General features: G+C 69.2%; 18 protein-coding genes. 9 read left to right on the top strand and 9 right to left on the bottom strand.

All coding sequences use genetic code 11. The annotated features are described in order from the left end of the window. Positions 1-31: 31 nt before the first annotated feature. Positions 32-787, bottom strand: a complete 756-nt coding sequence (locus C5C07_RS04260) for a class I SAM-dependent methyltransferase (RefSeq protein ID WP_004972701.1) — start codon at positions 785-787, stop codon at positions 32-34. A 114-nt stretch (positions 788-901) separates the two neighbouring features. Between C5C07_RS04260 and C5C07_RS21600 the strand changes: the two genes are divergently transcribed. The 5 genes from C5C07_RS21600 to C5C07_RS04240 all read left to right on the top strand — a co-directional run bounded on the left by C5C07_RS21600 (position 902) and on the right by C5C07_RS04240 (position 3,728). Continuing rightward, a complete protein-coding gene (locus tag C5C07_RS21600) occupies positions 902-1,063 on the top strand; it encodes a hypothetical protein (RefSeq protein ID WP_004972703.1) in 162 nt (53 codons plus the stop codon). Between the two features lie 121 nt (positions 1,064-1,184). Then, positions 1,185-1,457 (top strand): winged helix-turn-helix domain-containing protein, encoded by a 273-nt coding sequence (locus tag C5C07_RS04255; RefSeq protein WP_004972706.1) that lies wholly within the window; start codon positions 1,185-1,187, stop codon positions 1,455-1,457. Positions 1,458-1,650: 193 nt separating this feature from the next. Further along, positions 1,651-2,433 carry an MBL fold metallo-hydrolase gene (locus C5C07_RS04250; RefSeq protein ID WP_115804623.1) on the top strand — a complete coding sequence of 261 codons (783 nt, stop codon included), beginning with the start codon at positions 1,651-1,653 and terminating at the stop codon, positions 2,431-2,433. A 96-nt stretch (positions 2,434-2,529) separates the two neighbouring features. Then, the gene (locus C5C07_RS04245; protein ID WP_115804622.1) at positions 2,530-3,258 is read left to right on the top strand and encodes a YkgJ family cysteine cluster protein; all 729 of its coding nucleotides are present in this window, start codon (positions 2,530-2,532) and stop codon (positions 3,256-3,258) included. A 65-nt stretch (positions 3,259-3,323) separates the two neighbouring features. Beyond that, complete coding sequence (locus C5C07_RS04240) at positions 3,324-3,728, top strand: TRAM domain-containing protein (RefSeq protein ID WP_004972711.1); 405 nt, start codon at positions 3,324-3,326, stop codon at positions 3,726-3,728. Between the two features lie 177 nt (positions 3,729-3,905). Here the strand turns inward: C5C07_RS04240 and C5C07_RS04235 are convergent, their stop codons facing one another. Then, the gene (locus C5C07_RS04235) at positions 3,906-5,603 is read right to left on the bottom strand and encodes a radical SAM protein (RefSeq protein WP_004972713.1); all 1,698 of its coding nucleotides are present in this window, start codon (positions 5,601-5,603) and stop codon (positions 3,906-3,908) included. A gap of 157 nt (positions 5,604-5,760) precedes the next feature. Here C5C07_RS04235 and C5C07_RS21595 point away from each other — a divergent pair, with 157 nt between their 5' ends. Both C5C07_RS21595 and C5C07_RS04230 read left to right on the top strand, forming a co-directional pair. After that, entirely contained in the window at positions 5,761-5,919 is a 159-nt protein-coding gene (locus C5C07_RS21595) for a hypothetical protein (RefSeq protein WP_004972714.1), read from the top strand. Beyond that, the gene (locus C5C07_RS04230; RefSeq protein WP_004972716.1) at positions 5,916-6,410 is read left to right on the top strand and encodes an Hsp20/alpha crystallin family protein; all 495 of its coding nucleotides are present in this window, start codon (positions 5,916-5,918) and stop codon (positions 6,408-6,410) included. Before C5C07_RS21595 ends, C5C07_RS04230 begins: the two co-directional genes overlap by 4 nt. A gap of 48 nt (positions 6,411-6,458) precedes the next feature. Here C5C07_RS04230 and C5C07_RS04225 read toward each other — a convergent pair whose 3' ends face one another. Next, positions 6,459-7,607 (bottom strand): FAD-binding oxidoreductase, encoded by a 1,149-nt coding sequence (locus tag C5C07_RS04225; RefSeq protein WP_115804621.1) that lies wholly within the window; start codon positions 7,605-7,607, stop codon positions 6,459-6,461. Positions 7,608-7,869: 262 nt separating this feature from the next. Next, positions 7,870-8,652 carry a hypothetical protein gene (locus C5C07_RS04220; protein WP_004972720.1) on the bottom strand — a complete coding sequence of 261 codons (783 nt, stop codon included), beginning with the start codon at positions 8,650-8,652 and terminating at the stop codon, positions 7,870-7,872. 429 nt (positions 8,653-9,081) lie between these two features. Between C5C07_RS04220 and C5C07_RS04215 the strand changes: the two genes are divergently transcribed. Beyond that, positions 9,082-9,570 carry a DoxX family protein gene (locus C5C07_RS04215; RefSeq protein ID WP_004972722.1) on the top strand — a complete coding sequence of 163 codons (489 nt, stop codon included), beginning with the start codon at positions 9,082-9,084 and terminating at the stop codon, positions 9,568-9,570. Between the two features lie 148 nt (positions 9,571-9,718). On the opposite strand, the gene C5C07_RS04210 is transcribed toward C5C07_RS04215, so the two are convergent. The 4 genes from C5C07_RS04210 to C5C07_RS04195 all read right to left on the bottom strand — a co-directional run bounded on the left by C5C07_RS04210 (position 9,719) and on the right by C5C07_RS04195 (position 13,189). Next, complete coding sequence (locus C5C07_RS04210; protein WP_004972726.1) at positions 9,719-10,315, bottom strand: CoA pyrophosphatase; 597 nt, start codon at positions 10,313-10,315, stop codon at positions 9,719-9,721. A gap of 29 nt (positions 10,316-10,344) precedes the next feature. Further along, positions 10,345-10,833 carry a hypothetical protein gene (locus tag C5C07_RS04205; RefSeq protein ID WP_004972728.1) on the bottom strand — a complete coding sequence of 163 codons (489 nt, stop codon included), beginning with the start codon at positions 10,831-10,833 and terminating at the stop codon, positions 10,345-10,347. Further along, entirely contained in the window at positions 10,830-11,936 is a 1,107-nt protein-coding gene (locus C5C07_RS04200) for a glycosyl transferase family 2 (RefSeq protein WP_115804620.1), read from the bottom strand. Before C5C07_RS04200 ends, C5C07_RS04205 begins: the two co-directional genes overlap by 4 nt. 92 nt (positions 11,937-12,028) lie before the next feature. Then, a complete protein-coding gene (locus C5C07_RS04195; RefSeq protein ID WP_004972735.1) occupies positions 12,029-13,189 on the bottom strand; it encodes an MFS transporter in 1,161 nt (386 codons plus the stop codon). A 158-nt stretch (positions 13,190-13,347) separates the two neighbouring features. Here C5C07_RS04195 and C5C07_RS21590 point away from each other — a divergent pair, with 158 nt between their 5' ends. Further along, entirely contained in the window at positions 13,348-13,518 is a 171-nt protein-coding gene (locus C5C07_RS21590; RefSeq protein WP_004972738.1) for an HVO_0758 family zinc finger protein, read from the top strand. Positions 13,519-13,563: 45 nt separating this feature from the next. Here the strand turns inward: C5C07_RS21590 and C5C07_RS04190 are convergent, their stop codons facing one another. Then, positions 13,564-14,655: an aldo/keto reductase gene (locus C5C07_RS04190; RefSeq protein ID WP_115804619.1), complete on the bottom strand. Its 1,092-nt coding sequence runs from the start codon at positions 14,653-14,655 to the stop codon at positions 13,564-13,566. Between the last annotated feature and the right edge of the window lie 61 nt (positions 14,656-14,716).

The raw sequence follows: 14,716 nt of genomic DNA, 5'->3' as shown, positions 1-14,716 counted from the left end.
GAATCGTGTTAAATTCTGCCGTGAGAACGCCTCACTCGGCGTCGCTCGCCCGGGTCGCCGCGCGGGACTGCTCGTCGGCCGACTCGACCCGCGCGTTCCAGTACGACACGGACGCGAGGTCGTCGCCGACCGGCGAGTCGCCGACGGCGAGGTCCAGCGAACGGAACGGCTGTGCGATGCCGTTGGGGACCTTCCGGTAGAAGCCGAACGGGATGACGAAGTCGTGTTTCGCGTCGGCGAGGTCGAGCCCGGCGTCGCCGAGCAGCCGCCGCACGTCGCCTTCCGAGTAGAGCCGCGACCCCATCGGGAGCAGCCAGTTGTAGGCCACCCGGAGGCTCCCGTCGTTGAACGTGTCGAAGAACACCTGCTGTTTCGAGACGCGAGCCATTTCGGCTAAGAACTTCGCCGGGGTGTCCGCGAGGTGGAAAAACCGCATCGCGAACACCGCGTCGAAGTGGTCGTCCGGGAAGGGCAGCCGCGCGGCGTCGCCGCGGAGGAACTCGATGCGGTCGGCGACGCCCGCTCTGCGGGCCTTCTCCCGCCCCTGTACCATCATCGCCCGCGAGATGTCCAGTCCGACGACGTTCGCCCCCTCCTGGGCGAGCATCACGGTGAACCGGCCGGTCCCGCAGGCGATTTCGAGGACGTTCTTGTCCTCGACGGGGCCGAGCGCCGCGAGGACCGCCTCCTTCTCTCGCCGGTCGATGAGGCGACCGCCCTTGGAGAACCGCTTCGAGTCGTACTCCTGGGCGACCTCGTCGGCCTGGTACCACTCCTTTCCTTTCACGCTACGCATACTCGCGGGGGGGAGCCTAAAACGGTACTGGATACGCGGTGCGGAAGCGGGGTTCGGCGAGCGACGACAGAGAGGTTTTCCCCCGCTGAGCGCGTATCGTGCCATATGCCAACATGCAGAAACTGCGGTGAGACCTGTGATGCGGCTGAACTGACGCGCCACGTCAGCGAGGGGTGGCTCGTCGTCCACTGCCCGGCGTGTCACGCGCCGCTCGGGAGCTATCGACTCGGCACTCCTTCGGTCGATAGAATGCGAAACGCGGAGTGAGACGCCTACTCGCGGGCGATTTTCCAACAAACGCACGATATTAATATGTGTATTATGTGTCTGGATTCTTTTCACACACTTGTAGCTAACCCTTAACACGGAGCAACCGACTGTGTCGGGTATGAGCACCACCACTGCAGAGCCAGATACTGAAGACCTGCTCTCGGAATCCGAGTTCCGAGAGCGCCTCCGCGAGCTTCCCCCGAGCGCGAAGCTCGTCGCAAAAGTCCTCGAAAGCGACGCGCCCCTCTCGCAGGGCCAGCTCGCGGAGGAGTCGCTGCTGCCGGACCGCACCGTCCGCTACGCGCTCAACCGTCTCGAAGAGTCTGACCTCGTCGGCTCGCGTTACTCCTTCAAGGACGCGCGAAAGCAGGTCTACTTCCTCAACACGTAAGCACGCGGTCCACCGATAGCGCGACAGAACACGCCCGCGGGGGCGCACTCCCGCAGACCAAGCCACCACTTCTCTCGAACCATCTATAGTAGCGTTTGCACTGGTTACACATCCAATCGCACGACAGCGTACGATTGAGTGTACATTGACTTGCAAACGCTACTATAACCCGTCGGCGAGCGTAGCCGCCGGTATGCACGTCACGCGCGTCTCCGTCCCCGTCGCCACCCGCGCGCCGACCGGCGCGACGAACGCCTACCTCGTCGCCGACGGCGGCGACACGCTGCTCGTCGACCCCGCGGCCCGCACCGACGAACTGGACTCCCTCGTCGCGCGCGAGGGCGTCGACCACATCGCGGTCACCCACACCCACGCGGACCACGTCGGCGCGGTCGCCGCCTACGCCCGCGAGACGGGCGCGACGGTCTGGTGTCGTCGCGGCCGCGAGCGCGCCTTCTCGGACGCGACCGGCGTCGAACCGGACCGAACGTTCGCAGAGGGGTCGGTTCTCCCCGTCGGCGCGGGCGTCGAAGTGCTCGACACGCCGGGGCACGCCCGCGACCACGTGAGCTTCGTCGCCGGCGACGGCGTGCTCTGCGGCGACCTCGCGGTGGCCGAGGGGAGCGTCGTCGTGGGCGCGCCCGAGGGAGACGTGCGCGCCTACCTCGTCGCGCTCAGGCGACACCACGCGCGCGGTCCCGAGCGGCTGCTTCCGGGTCACGGCCCCGAGATCACGGACCCGCGGGCGACGCTGGCACGGCTCGTCGCGCACCGAAACGACCGCGAACGGGCCGTCCTCGACGCGGTGCTGGCCGGGAACGCGACGCCGGACGCCGTGACCGACGCCGCCTACGAGAAGGACGTGTCCGCCGTGCGCGACCTCGCCCGCGCGACGGTCGTCGCGCACATCGAGAAACTCGCCGCCGAGCGTCGGGTCCGGTGGGACCCGGAGGCGAAGCGAGTCGAACCGCGGTAGGTCGCGCGTCGTCGGCGTCCGGGTCCGCGGGTGGCCGAGGCTCGCGCTCCCGCGAAAAACCGCGCCCCTCTTTGGGCTCGCGCCCGCATCGCGGGTATGGACCTCGACGCCGAACTGGACCGCGCCCGCGACCTCGACGTGTCGGAACTCGCCGACGCCATCGAGTCCATCGGCTTCGAGTGCACGCGCTGCGGGGCCTGCTGCAAGGGCTACGAGGGCGACGACGGCCCCGAACCGCACACCGCGACCGTCTTTCCCGACGAGGTGCGCGCCCTGCAGGAGGCCGGCGGAGCCACCGACCCCGACGGCGATGGGACCGGCGGAGACGACTCGAACGACGAGTCGGGAACCCCGATGGAGTGGCGGGACGTTGCTCGCCCGATGCCCTACGGCCTCGTCGAGGGCGACGACGGCCCCGAGGGCGAGACGTTCGAGTGGGCGCTCCAGACGAGCGCCTGCGGCGACTGCCGGTTCTACGAGGAAGACGACGAGGGGCAGGGGGCCTGTCAGGTCCACGAGGACCGCCCCCTCATCTGCGAGACCTACCCGTTCAGCGTCGCCCTCGGCGGGACGAGCCAGCCGATGGGCGAGGCCGTCGACGAGGAGGGCGTCGTCCGCGCCCACGAGTGCGAGGGGCTCGGACGAGACATCTCTCGGGAGGACGCAGAGGAACTGGCGCGGGCGCTGAAAGAGCGGGCGGTCCGAGAGCTACGCGAGGCGCGGGGAGTCACCGAGGCCTACGAGCCGGTCGAGACCGGGCCGGGCGAGGTGGTCGTCCACGACTCGGAGGGCGCGAAACGGCCCGACGGGACGCGGGTTCAGTAGTCGAATCCCGATGACTGCGGTACATCTTTAACACTCCGGCCTGACCACATATTGGAGGTCTTACGGTGGAAATCTCAGATAAACTCCTGTGTCTGTTCAATGCTGACGTTCGCACCGAGGACGACCGATACGTCGTCGAAATTCCGCGCCGCGAAGTCGAGACCGGAACCGTCGAACCCGGCGAGACCTACCGCGTCGCGCTCATCTCCCGCGAGTCGAACGAGCCCGCCGAGTCCGAATCGAACGCCGGACCGACGCCCTCGGCCGAACCGCAACCGCCCGTCGAAGCCGGTGAACTCCGCTACGTCGAAATCGAGGACATCGGCAAGCAGGGCGACGGCATCGCCCGCGTCGAACGCGGCTACGTCATCATCGTCCCCGGCACCGAAGTCGGCGAGCGCGTGAAGGTCGAAATCACCGAAGTCAAGTCTAACTTCGCCGTCGGCGAAGTCGTCGAAGACGACTTCTGACGGCGCTCTTTTCGCGGTTCGACGCCGTTCGTCTCGACGGGACGTTTCTCCCGCCGCCGACAGACCACGTCTGCAAGTGAATCACGCACCACGCTTGCGAGTGAACGCACGGCCGTTGTCGGCGCGCAGAGAGAGCGCGGTTGCACGTGAAGAATCTGGTTCTGGGAACTGAGTCGGCTACTGAACGTACTTCGTCACGTCGGCGTCGACACCCACGTCGGCCGCGTCGGCGTAGGGTCGGTTCACCACGATGTCGCCGGCGGTCGAGCGACCGATGCCGGGGATGGCGGTGAGTTCGTCCATCGACGCCTCGTTGAAGTCAAGCGGGTAGGGAACGCCGGTGACGGAGCGGTAGCCGTGGTCGACGACGGCCACGTCGATGGTCTTCCCGAGCTCGCGCTCGCCCGGAATCCCGACCAAAAGCGGGTAGGTCCCGAGCTGGCGGCCGAACGTCCGGCCGTCCTGGTGGTATTCGAGGTGGACGTTCGGGAGGACCGTGCCCGCGGGGGCGACCCGGCGGAGCATCGGGCGGTCGATTTCCTCGCGGACCTCCTTTTTGTACGTCTTGAACAGCTGTTTGTGGTCGCGGGCGATGTCGGCACCCGTGTCGGACATGTCGGTGCCGTCGAACGCCATCACCTGCCGGATGTTGATGCGGCGGACCATCAGCCCCTCGTCGTAGACGCGCTGGAGGAATCGCTTGTTGTGCTCGAACGTCTCCTCGCGCTCGCCTTTCAGACCGTGGAGGAGGTTGATTCCGGGGAGGAGCTTCGGCAGTCGGTTCGCGGCGTCCGGGCCGTGGGTCGGCGCGTCCGCCGGGTCGTCGCCGGGCCGCCAGCCGGCGACCTCGTTGACGATTTTGACCGCCTCGAAGCACTCGTCGGCGGAGACGTTGAGGTTGTTCTCCTCTTGGACCACGGGGTCGGCGGATTCGAGGCCGAACGCCGCGGTGTCGCCGGCCGTGTTGTGCTCGGCGATGATGCGGAGCGCCTCGCGGGACTTCTCGGGCCAGCCGACGATGGTGATGGGGTTGACGTTGTCGAGGTGGAGCGTGCCGAGGTCGGGGGCGACCTCACGGATGCCGCCGTAGAGCCGGCGGAGCGCGTCGGGGTTCGGGGCCTCGCCGTCGCCGCCGAACGCGAGGATGTCGGCCTGTCGGCCGAGCCGGAAGTGCCGCGCGCCGCGGTTGTAGAGGTTCTCGACCTCCTTGACGACGGAATCGGCGGTTCGGAACGCGGGGTTGCCGTACAGCGGTTCGGTGCAGAACGAACAGCGGTAGGCGCAGCCACGCGAGGTCTCCATCTCGCAGATGAGGTGGTCGGGGTGGTTGGGGTGCTGTTCGACCACGAACGCGCCCGTGGCGGCCCAGCGGTCGAGTTCCTCGTTGTCGCGCATGCGGTTGCCGAAGCCTTCGAGGCCGGAGTCGACGAGGTCGTAGGCGGCCGCCTCGATGTCGCCCTTGGCGACGAAGTCGTAGTCGAGGTTCTTGCGCTCCATGTCCTGGCCGCCGGCGTTCTCGTCGCCGACGCCGAATCGAATCGGCCCGCCCATGAGCGCGGTGCCCTCGGCGACCCACGCGAGTTCGCGGACCTCGTCGGGTTCGGCGGGCGTCCCACCGACGTACTTGCCGGGGACGGTCATGCCGCCGATGTAAATCATGAGGTCGGCGTCGGCCACGTCGCGCCACTTCTGTCTGTCCTCGCGGAGTTCGTCGATGGTGTGGTAGACGACGTTGGACTCGGGGACGCCCGCGTCGACCACCGCACCCGCGGTGAACCTGGGATACGTCGAGATGTACGGCGGCACGCCGAAGTGCGCCGGCTCGTCGACGTATCCGTCGACGATAGTCACGGTGAGGTCGGCGGGGTCGGTCATCGCTCGCGGTTCGGGTTCGACGCGGAAAACGCAACCGGTCGACGGTCGCAGACGAGGGCAGTCGTGGGAGGGCGACCGCAGGCGTCGACGATGGCGCGGTCCGTGAGTCGCTTCCGCCTCCCGCGCGTTTATGAGCGTGGGAGCGTAACTGACGGCCATGCCCGCGACCCTCGAAGTCAAGTGCGCCAACGAGGACTGCGAACTCGACATGTTCGAGCTGCACTACACCTACGACATGCCCGACGACGTGACGGTGGCGGACTTCTCCTGTCCGTACTGCGGCGAGTCCCGCTTCCTGGAGGAGATTCAGCTATGAGCGACCTGCGGAAGTTCGGCGAGTCGGCGGCGAACGCCGTCCTCGAACGGGTCGGCCGCGGCGTCAGCCAGATGCAAGAGCGCAAGCCCCTCGCCCACGACCTGCTCGAATCCGAGGACGCCTACCTCGTCGTCTTCGACGCGCCCGGTGCCCGCGCCGAGGACGTGCAGGTCCGCTTCCTCGACGGCGAGGTCGAGATTCGCATCGACCGCTTCCGCGACTTCCACGAGGGCTACGAGATGCGCTTCCCCGGCCGCGGCCTCACGCTCTCGGGGAAGGCGACCATCCCCTCCGACGCGTCGGTCGAAGCCGCCGAGGGGACCGCCACGGTCGGCAAGAACGGCACGCTCCAGATTCGGATTCCCAAGGACGAGCGCGCGAGCGACATCGCCGTGACCGAGGAGGAAGACGAAGGCGAGGCCGACACCGACACCGAGTCCGAGGCCGACGACGAAGTCGACTTCGGCGACGTGGACGACCAAGACGCCTGAAGCGTCGTTTCGGGCGCGACGCGGCGACCGCCCTCTTTTCCCGTTCGTTCATTCCCCGTCGAGCGTCATCCCTTCGACCACCGCGAACTCCTCGTCGCCGTCGAAGCGCCGAGGGTCGAACGCGTCCGGTATCGACGCCCGACCGTCGCCGAGCACCGCCTCGGCGAGTCGCTCACCGATTGCCGGCGACCACATGAAGCCGTGGCCGTGCCAGCCGGCGGCGACGTAGACGCCGTCGGCGACCGCGCCGACGAGCGGGTTCCGGTCGGGGGTCGCCCCGCAGAGGCCGGCCCACGCGCGGTCGAGTTCGAGCTCTGACCCGCCCGCGTCGCCGACCGTCGCCCGGTGCCGAACCGCGTCGAGCGCGTCGGCGACGAACCAGTCGTCCGCGGTCGGGTCCCAGTCGTCGGGGTCGGGTTCGACCGGTTCGACGCCGTCGCCGGCGAGGACGCCGCCGGGGTGCGGCCGAAGGTACGACTCGTCGGTCGCGTCGTAGACGGTCGGTCCGCGGTAGTCGCAGTCGGCGACGAGCGCCTGCGCCCGGTACGGCTTGAGCGCGATGGGGTGGCCGGCGTCGGCCAGCAGGCGGCGCGAGTGGACGCCGGCCGCGACGACGACGGCGTCGAAGCGGGCGGTCACCACGTCGTCGACGGCGACGCCCGGCGGGTCGGTTCGGAGCGACACCGCGTCGCCGACGCGGAACTCGACGCCCGCGGACTCGCACTTCTCGACGAACAGGTCCGTGTAGGCCGCCGGGTCGGCCCAGCCGGCGTTCTCGGCGACGCCCGCGAGGAGCACGTCGTCGGTCCGAATCGGGAACCGGTCGGCCAGTTCGTCGGCTCCGACGAGCGACACCGCGCGGTCGTGGACCCGCATTCGCTCGACCGACTCTTCGAGGGCCGCGGCCGCCGCGTCGTCGCCCTCGCGCGCGAGAAAGACGTAGGGCGTCTCGTGGAAGGTGAACCCGCCCTCGCCCGAGAGGTTCCGAAACCGGGCCATCGCGCGGTCGGCGACGGCCACGTCGATGTCCTCCGCGTAGGCGTCGTAGCAGATGCCGGCGGCGCGGCCCGTCGACCCGCCGCCGGGCGCGTCGCGTTCGAACAGCGTGACTCGCGCGCCGCGCTCGGCGAGGTCGAAGGCGGTCGTCAGGCCGACCGCGCCCGCGCCGACGACGGCGACGCGCGCCGATTCGTTCATACCCCGTCTGCGTCGGCGAGCGACTTGAATGGCCGCCGCTCGCGGTCGTAACGTCGGTCGAGACCCGCGCGGCGCGGTCGCTCAGGATGTGTAGAGAGACGGGGTAGGTCGGCCGGCCGTGGCCCGCGTGGAAACCACGTGGGTCCGAAAGGAGCCACCCGACCGTGCCGTCACCTGTCCTCTCCGGCGACCGCGTAAAAGGCCTCCGGTGCTCGGTGCAGGGACGGGACGAGCGCGGGCGACCGGCTGGCGGCGCGCCGGACTACTCGGCGAACTCGTCGACGCCGCGGGCCGGGTAGCCGACCACGAGGTCGATGCCGGCGTCGCGGAGGTCGTCGATTCGCCGGCGCACGTCGGCCACGGAGCCGATGAGCGCGTAGTCGCGCGAGGCCTTCAGGAGCACCTCGCGGGCGCGGCCCTCGGCCGAGGCGTCGGTCGCGGCGTCGTCGGGGAGCGCGCGAGCGACGGGGCGACGGCGAGAGACGTACGCGCCGACGGCGTCGAGAATCTCGTCGTCGTCGTCGGTGAGGGCGGTCGGGGCGTAGACCGCGATTTCGCCGTCGAAGCCGGCGGCCCGGAGCGCCCGAACGTCCCTGCGGGTCGACCGCGAGAGGAGTTCGTACTGGGTGCCGCCGGCGGCGAGGGCGATTCGTTCGATGCCCTCGGTGCCGACCCACGCGTCGGGCGCGCGCTCTCTCGCGGCGCGGAGACGGGGCGCGACCGCGCGGCGCGCCTCGTCGTCGGTCAGATACGCGCCGTGGCCGGCCACGAGCACCTGCCGAATCCCGTCGGGGAGCCACTCGTACAGCGAGTCGTCGCCGAGCGGGTCGAAGCCGTCGGCGCGGACCGGCGTGGTCAGTCGAATCTCTTTTTCGGCCGCGAGTTCGCGAAGCACGTCCTCGTCGGGGAGTCGCTCGCGGCCCTCGTAGTCGATAGCCACGATGTCGAGCGGGACCGACAGCGCCTCGCGCACGTCGCACTCGGCGGGCTTGAGTGCGACAGCGTCCAGACCGGCTTTCGAGACCGCACGCTCGGCGGTCAACATACTATCACCACAGAACTTTCAGTACCGTCGCGGAACGCGATCCATCGTCTGTGCGACCATGTGAGAACGGATAGCGCGGAGGAGGGCAAAACCCTGTCGGTGACGGCGATGATAGCTCTCCCGACGACGTTTATATACCCCGTTTCGAAGCGGCGGCGAGCGGCGTCGAATCGCGTGACGACTCGTCTCACGGCGGAATACCGATGATTCGTCCGTCGTACTGCCACGATTGTATTCAGGACGCAATTCTAAACTCGAAGTAGTAGTCGAAAATGAATCGTGACAGTCTCAGACGCCCGTTTTCGGTGATTCCCAGTTCTATAGATTCGGAAATCGCGTCGCCGTTATATGGGGTTCGCGGCCGACGATTCAGATGTAAGGTGAACCGAGATGGCCGCTAACGCACAAATCGAGATGCTGGGGAACAGGATGGACTTCGACTACTCGCGGGGCGTCACGGGCTACGTGCTCGTGTTGACCCGCCTCATCACCGGTTACTGGTTCCTCCACGCGGGCTGGGGGAAGATAACCGGTGAAGCGTTCAACGCCGGCGGCTACCTCGCGAACGCCCCCGCCGCCTCGCCGCTGCAGGGCTTCTTCGCGTGGGCCGCCGCGACTCCGTGGCTCCTCGACCTCACGAACATCATGGTTCCGTGGGGCGAGTTCCTCATCGGTCTCGGGCTCATCGTGGGGGCACTCGTCCGGCTCGCCGCCTTCTTCGGCGGCGTCCTGATGGTGTTCTTCTACCTCGGGAACGCCGACTGGGGCCACGGTCTCGTCAACAGCGACCTGTTCGGGCTGATGATGTTCGCCATCGTCGGCACCCTCGCGGCGGGCCGTATCCTCGGCCTCGACGCCATCATCGAGAAGATGGAGTTCGTCCGCCAGCGCCCCGCGCTCAAGTACCTCCTCGGCTGAGGAGGTACTCGGGGGGCTCGGGGGGCGGAAAGGGAGTTGTCGCGGGGGCGACGACACGCTGACGCTGTTTTTCGGAACTGACTCAGGCACCGCGAGCGGGCGCGCCGGGGGCAGTGCGCCGAGGAGAACGAGACGCCGAGCGGGGACGCTACACCGGGTAGTCGGCGTCGGGGTCGACCACGCGGTCGACCTCCTCGGGGGCGCGCCAGTCGGTCGTGAGTTCGAGCAGTTGCACGAGCATCCGCCCGGTCGCGCCCCAGACGGTGTAGCCGTCGACGTGGAAGAAGTGGAGTCGAATCTCGCCGTACTGCGGGTGGTCGCGGCGCTCCGACTCGTAGTTCGCGCGGTCGGTCAGGTCGCCGACCGCGAGCACCGCGATTTCGGCCACCTCGCGCTGGTCGGGTTCGTACTCGCGGTCGGGTACCGTGGCGACGAACGGGGAGACGGCGTAGTCGGTCACGGTGAGGATGTCGTCGAGTCGGCCGTGAAAGGCCGCCTCCTCGGGCCGGAGCCCGATTTCCTCGTTGGACTCGCGGAGCGCGGTCGCCCGCAGGTCGGCGTCGCTCGGCTCGCGCCCGCCGCCGGGGAAACTCATCTGGCCCGGATGCTCGCCGAGGTGGTCGGCGCGCTTGGTAAACAGGATGTGCGGCCGCTCGTCGCGGAACACGACGGGAGCGATGACGGCCGCCCGCCGGCCCGCGTCGACGGTCACCGGTTCGTGTCGGGTGACGCCCGCGAGGTCCATCGTCACGATTCGTAAAGAGATGCCGAGACTTAGGCCTGCCCCTCCGCGTCCAGCGCGGCGTCGAGGCGCTCGCGAATCGACCCGACGTCGGTGTCGGCCCACGCTTCGAGGTCGTACGTCACGTCCAGCAGGCGAGCGATTTCGTCGTCGTCTCCCGTCTGCACCGCGCTCGCGGCCGCCGCCCGGAGACGGCTTTCGACCTGCGTCGCCAGTTCGTCCCGCGGCACCTCGCGAGTGGGGTAATCGAGGATGTGCGGCAGGTCCTCCGCCCGGTCGGGGAGCGTCGGAAACGCCATCGGCCCGACCGTCAGGAGTTCCGCGTCCGTCTCGTCGTCCTCGTAGGGGACGAGGTAGTAGGCGTCGACCGCGTCGGAAATCGCGTCCGAGAGGGCGTCGCCGTCGGTCTCGCGGCCCTGTTTGAACGCGAGTTCGTCCAGCGCGGTCTCCAGTTCCTCGCGGGTGAGCGCCCCGAAGAGGTCGACGACGCCAGCGAGGTCGTCGTAGGTCGCCTCGCTCATCGGCCCGCAGCCTCCCGCACGTCGTCGAGGTCGTCGCTCGCGGCCGCGAGCACCGCGTCGGGCGACAGCGACGTGTCCCGCCACGCCGGGAGCCGCGTGTCCTCGCCGGGCTTCGAGATGGCCCCGGCGTAGGTGGCGACCTGCTCGCGCTCGTCCGCCCGGTCGTAGTCGAACCCGTTGAACGCGGCGTCGGCCGCGTACTGCTCGACCAGTCTGTTCCCGGCCTCGCGGTAGCGCTCCGCGAGCGTGTCGAACTCGACGCTCCCACCGTGTTCCACGACGGCCCGGAGGAGCGTCCGCCCGACCGACTCGCTCATGTCCGAGAGGCCGGTCGGCCCGCTCACGGAGCGGTGGTCGTGTTCGTACTCGCCGAGGTCGACCTGCGCGCTCCGGTCGAAGCCGGCGTGGGCGAAGGCGTCGCCGAGGGTGCCGACTTCGAGGCCCCACTTCCGCGGCGACCGCATCCGCAACGCGAGGTCCGAGGTGGCAGCGAACTCCCCCGCGAGGGCGTACCGGAACGAGTCGAGATACCGGACGATGGGCGCGTCAGTCTCGTCCTCGAGCGCCCGGACGAGCGGGGCGTAAAACAGCCTGAACAGCCGGCCGTAGAGCCGCCCCTCCTCGACGCGGGCGTAGTAGCCCTTCGAGAAGTCGTGGCCGTGCGCGAGCGGAAACAGGAGCCGCGGGACGTAGCGCTCGTCGTAGGTCTTCGTGTCCGCGTCGTGGACGACGACGTACTCCTCGCGGGCGGCGCAGCCGAGCGCGAGCCACACGTCGCGGCCCTTGCCCCGCTCGCCGTCGAGGCCGTGGGAGTCGAGGAGGTCGGCGACCCGGGGGCCGTCGCACCACAGCACGTCGAGCGGCAGGTCGTACTCGTCGAGCCAGTCGGCGAACGGGGCCACCCGGTCGGCGGGCGCGCGGAGGGGGACGACAACCCGCGCCGGCGAGAGCGACTCCAGCGTCGAGAGCACCCGCTCGGCGGCGAGGCCGGCGTACTCGCGCTCCGTCATCGGCACGACCACGGCGGCGCGGTCGGTCGGGGCGTCGGGGACCGAACCGGAGAGGTCGTGGAGCGTCGTGACCCGCTCTTGTACGTACTCCATCGTGTCGGTCGAGGGACCGGGCGAGCAAAAGTGCGGCGAGAGCCGAGCCGGCTGCCGGCTTCGCTCCGGGAACGGCCGGGCGGTCCGGGGAGTCAGTTCGGGATGCGCCCGGCGCGCTGGAAGGCGATGAGGCCCGTGACGACGACCGCCAGCCCGACCGAGAACCAGAAGAACACCTCGTCGAACGCGTAGCCGAAGTCGGTCAGGGTGCCGACCACGCCCGACCCGCTGGCCTGGAATATCATCATGCCGAACGAGTACACCGAGTAGGCGCTCCCGCGGCTCTCGTCGGGCAGCGTGTCGAGCAGGTAGGCGTCGAGCGCCGGAAAGAGGCTGTGGATGACGTAGCCGACGACCGCGGTGACGACGAGGAGGCCGACGAGGCTCGTCGTCACGGTCAGGACGAACACCGAGACGACGAAGGAGACGAGCACGCCGAGGATGTACGGGATGCGCGGCAGCTTGTCGGCGAGCCGCCCCGAGAGGAAGAACGCCGGCACGCCCGCGCCGAAGATGACCGTCAGCATGTTGCGCGCCGTCGTCGCCGGCAGTCCCTTCGACACCATGTACAGCTCGTAGAAGTTGAACAGGCCCTGCCAGACGAAGCCGGTGAAGCCGAGGATGACGATGCCGGTGAGGATGACGCGCCACTCGCTCCGGGCCGCGCCGAGGAGGTCGCGGTCGGCCGCGCCCGCGTCGGGGAGGTCGGTCGAGCGGGCCGTGAAAAAGAGCGCGAGGGTCACGACGGCGGCCGCGAGGCCGACGCAGACGAAGACGAGTTGCCACGCCGCGGAGACGAACGGGAGCCGGGGGACGAGGTCGGGACCGACCGCGAGGACGAGCGTGACGAAGGGGGCGACGCCGACGGCCGCGAGCTGGCTGGCGGTGCCGTGGATGCCCATCGCGCGGCCGACGCGGTCGGGGAACAGCTCGCTCACGAGCGGGTTGGCGGCGACGAAGTACGCCCCCGAGGCGAGCCCCATCGAGACCGCGCCGACCATCAGCGTCTCGACGGTGGTCGCGCTGGCGGTCACGCCCGAGGCGACGACGAGGACGACGCCGGTCCCGAGCACCACGCGGTGTCTCGGAACGCGGGTGAGCAGCCAGCCGGTGGGCACGCGGAGGACGGCGCTCCCGAGCCAGACGAGGGTGGCGACGATGCCGACGGTGGCCCGGTCGACCGCGAAGAACGTGATGAACTCCCCGAGAAGGGGTGCGAAGACGACCCGCGCGAGGTTGACGAGCAGCACCATCCCGCAGAGCGTTCCGAAGAGGCGGCCACGTGACACGGACGGAACCGCGCGCCGCGGGGTCACAACACTTTCGACTGAGCGGGGTCGTCGGCGCGTCGTGCGGGCGAAAACGGGGGTTCGTCGTCGGGTTTTTATGTTCGTTGCACAAACGGACACCTATGAAGACAACGCGGAAGGGGCTTCGAGACGGGGAGTTGGAGAAGGATACCTACGGACGACTGACCTGTTCCGAGTGCGGCGAGTCGCTGAAGAAGAAAAACGACCCGGACGAGGTGTTTTCCCTCCGCATCTGCGCCGACTGCGGGCGGGAGTGGAAAGAACTCAGATAAGACGAACCGACTGACAGCGGACGCCCGACGGGAACCGGCGGCCGCTCACTCGAACACCGAATCGAACGTCCGCGCCCCGAGGGGGTCGAACGTGCCGGCCGCGATGTTCTCCGCGACGTGTGCTACCGACGACGCGCCGACGAGCGCCGCGGTCACGCCGGGCGCGCTCCGCGAGAAGTTGAGCGCCCGCTGTGCCGCCGTGTCACCGGCGAGCACCGAGTTCACCGACGCCGGAATCTCCGTCGCGAGGTCGCCCTGCGCGAGGCTGGCGCTCGTGAAGGCGTGCAGGCCGTGCTCGTGGGCGTACCAGAGCGCGCTCATCGCCTCGCCCGCGTCGGTGTCGTGGGCCTCGACGGTGAACGCGTCGGCCATCACGACGTTGAACGGGAGCTGAATCGCTTCGAGCGAGTGCTCGTCGTTGCCGACGGTGTCGGCCGCGCGCTCGGCCCGACGGACGAGTTCGGGGAGCGACAGGTACGCGTCGTGGTCGGGCGCGACCCGGAGCGCCTCCCACGTGGCGACGCCGTAGCGACCGATGTCGTCGGCGGCGACCCGGCGTTCGAGGACCTCGAAGGCGGCTTCGATTCGGTCGTACACCGTCTCGCGGTCGGCGACGGCCAGTTGCGTCTCGGGGTTGTGCAGGTAGTAGCAGTCGACGTGGTCCAGTCCGGTCAGGTCGAGCGACCGGTCGACCATCTCGTCGACGAAGGCGGGTGCGATGGTGTGGCTGCCGTGGGCGAGTTCGTCCGGGTCGGCGAGGCCCGCGTCGAGGACCGTCTCGCGGACGTACGCGCCGGGGTCGTCGGGGCGCTCGCGGTCGAAGGGGACGAACCCGGCCTTCGAGGCGACGACGACGGCGTCGCGGTCGACGTCGGCCCCGCGGACCGCGTCGCCGACGACCCGCTCGGCGCGGCCGTGACGGTAGTTCGACGCCGTGTCGACGAGGTTGACGCCGTGTTCGAGCGCGGAGACGAGCGACTCGCGGTAGCGGTCGTCGACCGCGTCGGTCGGCTCGCCGAGGTAGGTTCCGATGCCGATACTGGAGACGACGCCGGGGCCGAACCGGCGGTAGAAGGTGCGGCCGAAACTGTCACCGAACCGGTCGCGGTAGGCCCACGTCGCCCGTCCTGTAGCCATGGGCGGGACTACGGCTGCCGACGGTTAAGGGCCACCGGTCCGGGTTCGGAGGCGGCCGCCT

It is taken from the genome of Haloferax sp. Atlit-4N, from assembly GCF_003383025.1.
GTDB classification, from domain to species: Archaea; Halobacteriota; Halobacteria; order Halobacteriales; family Haloferacaceae; genus Haloferax; species Haloferax gibbonsii.
This window is presented reverse-complemented; position numbering and strand designations above follow the sequence as displayed.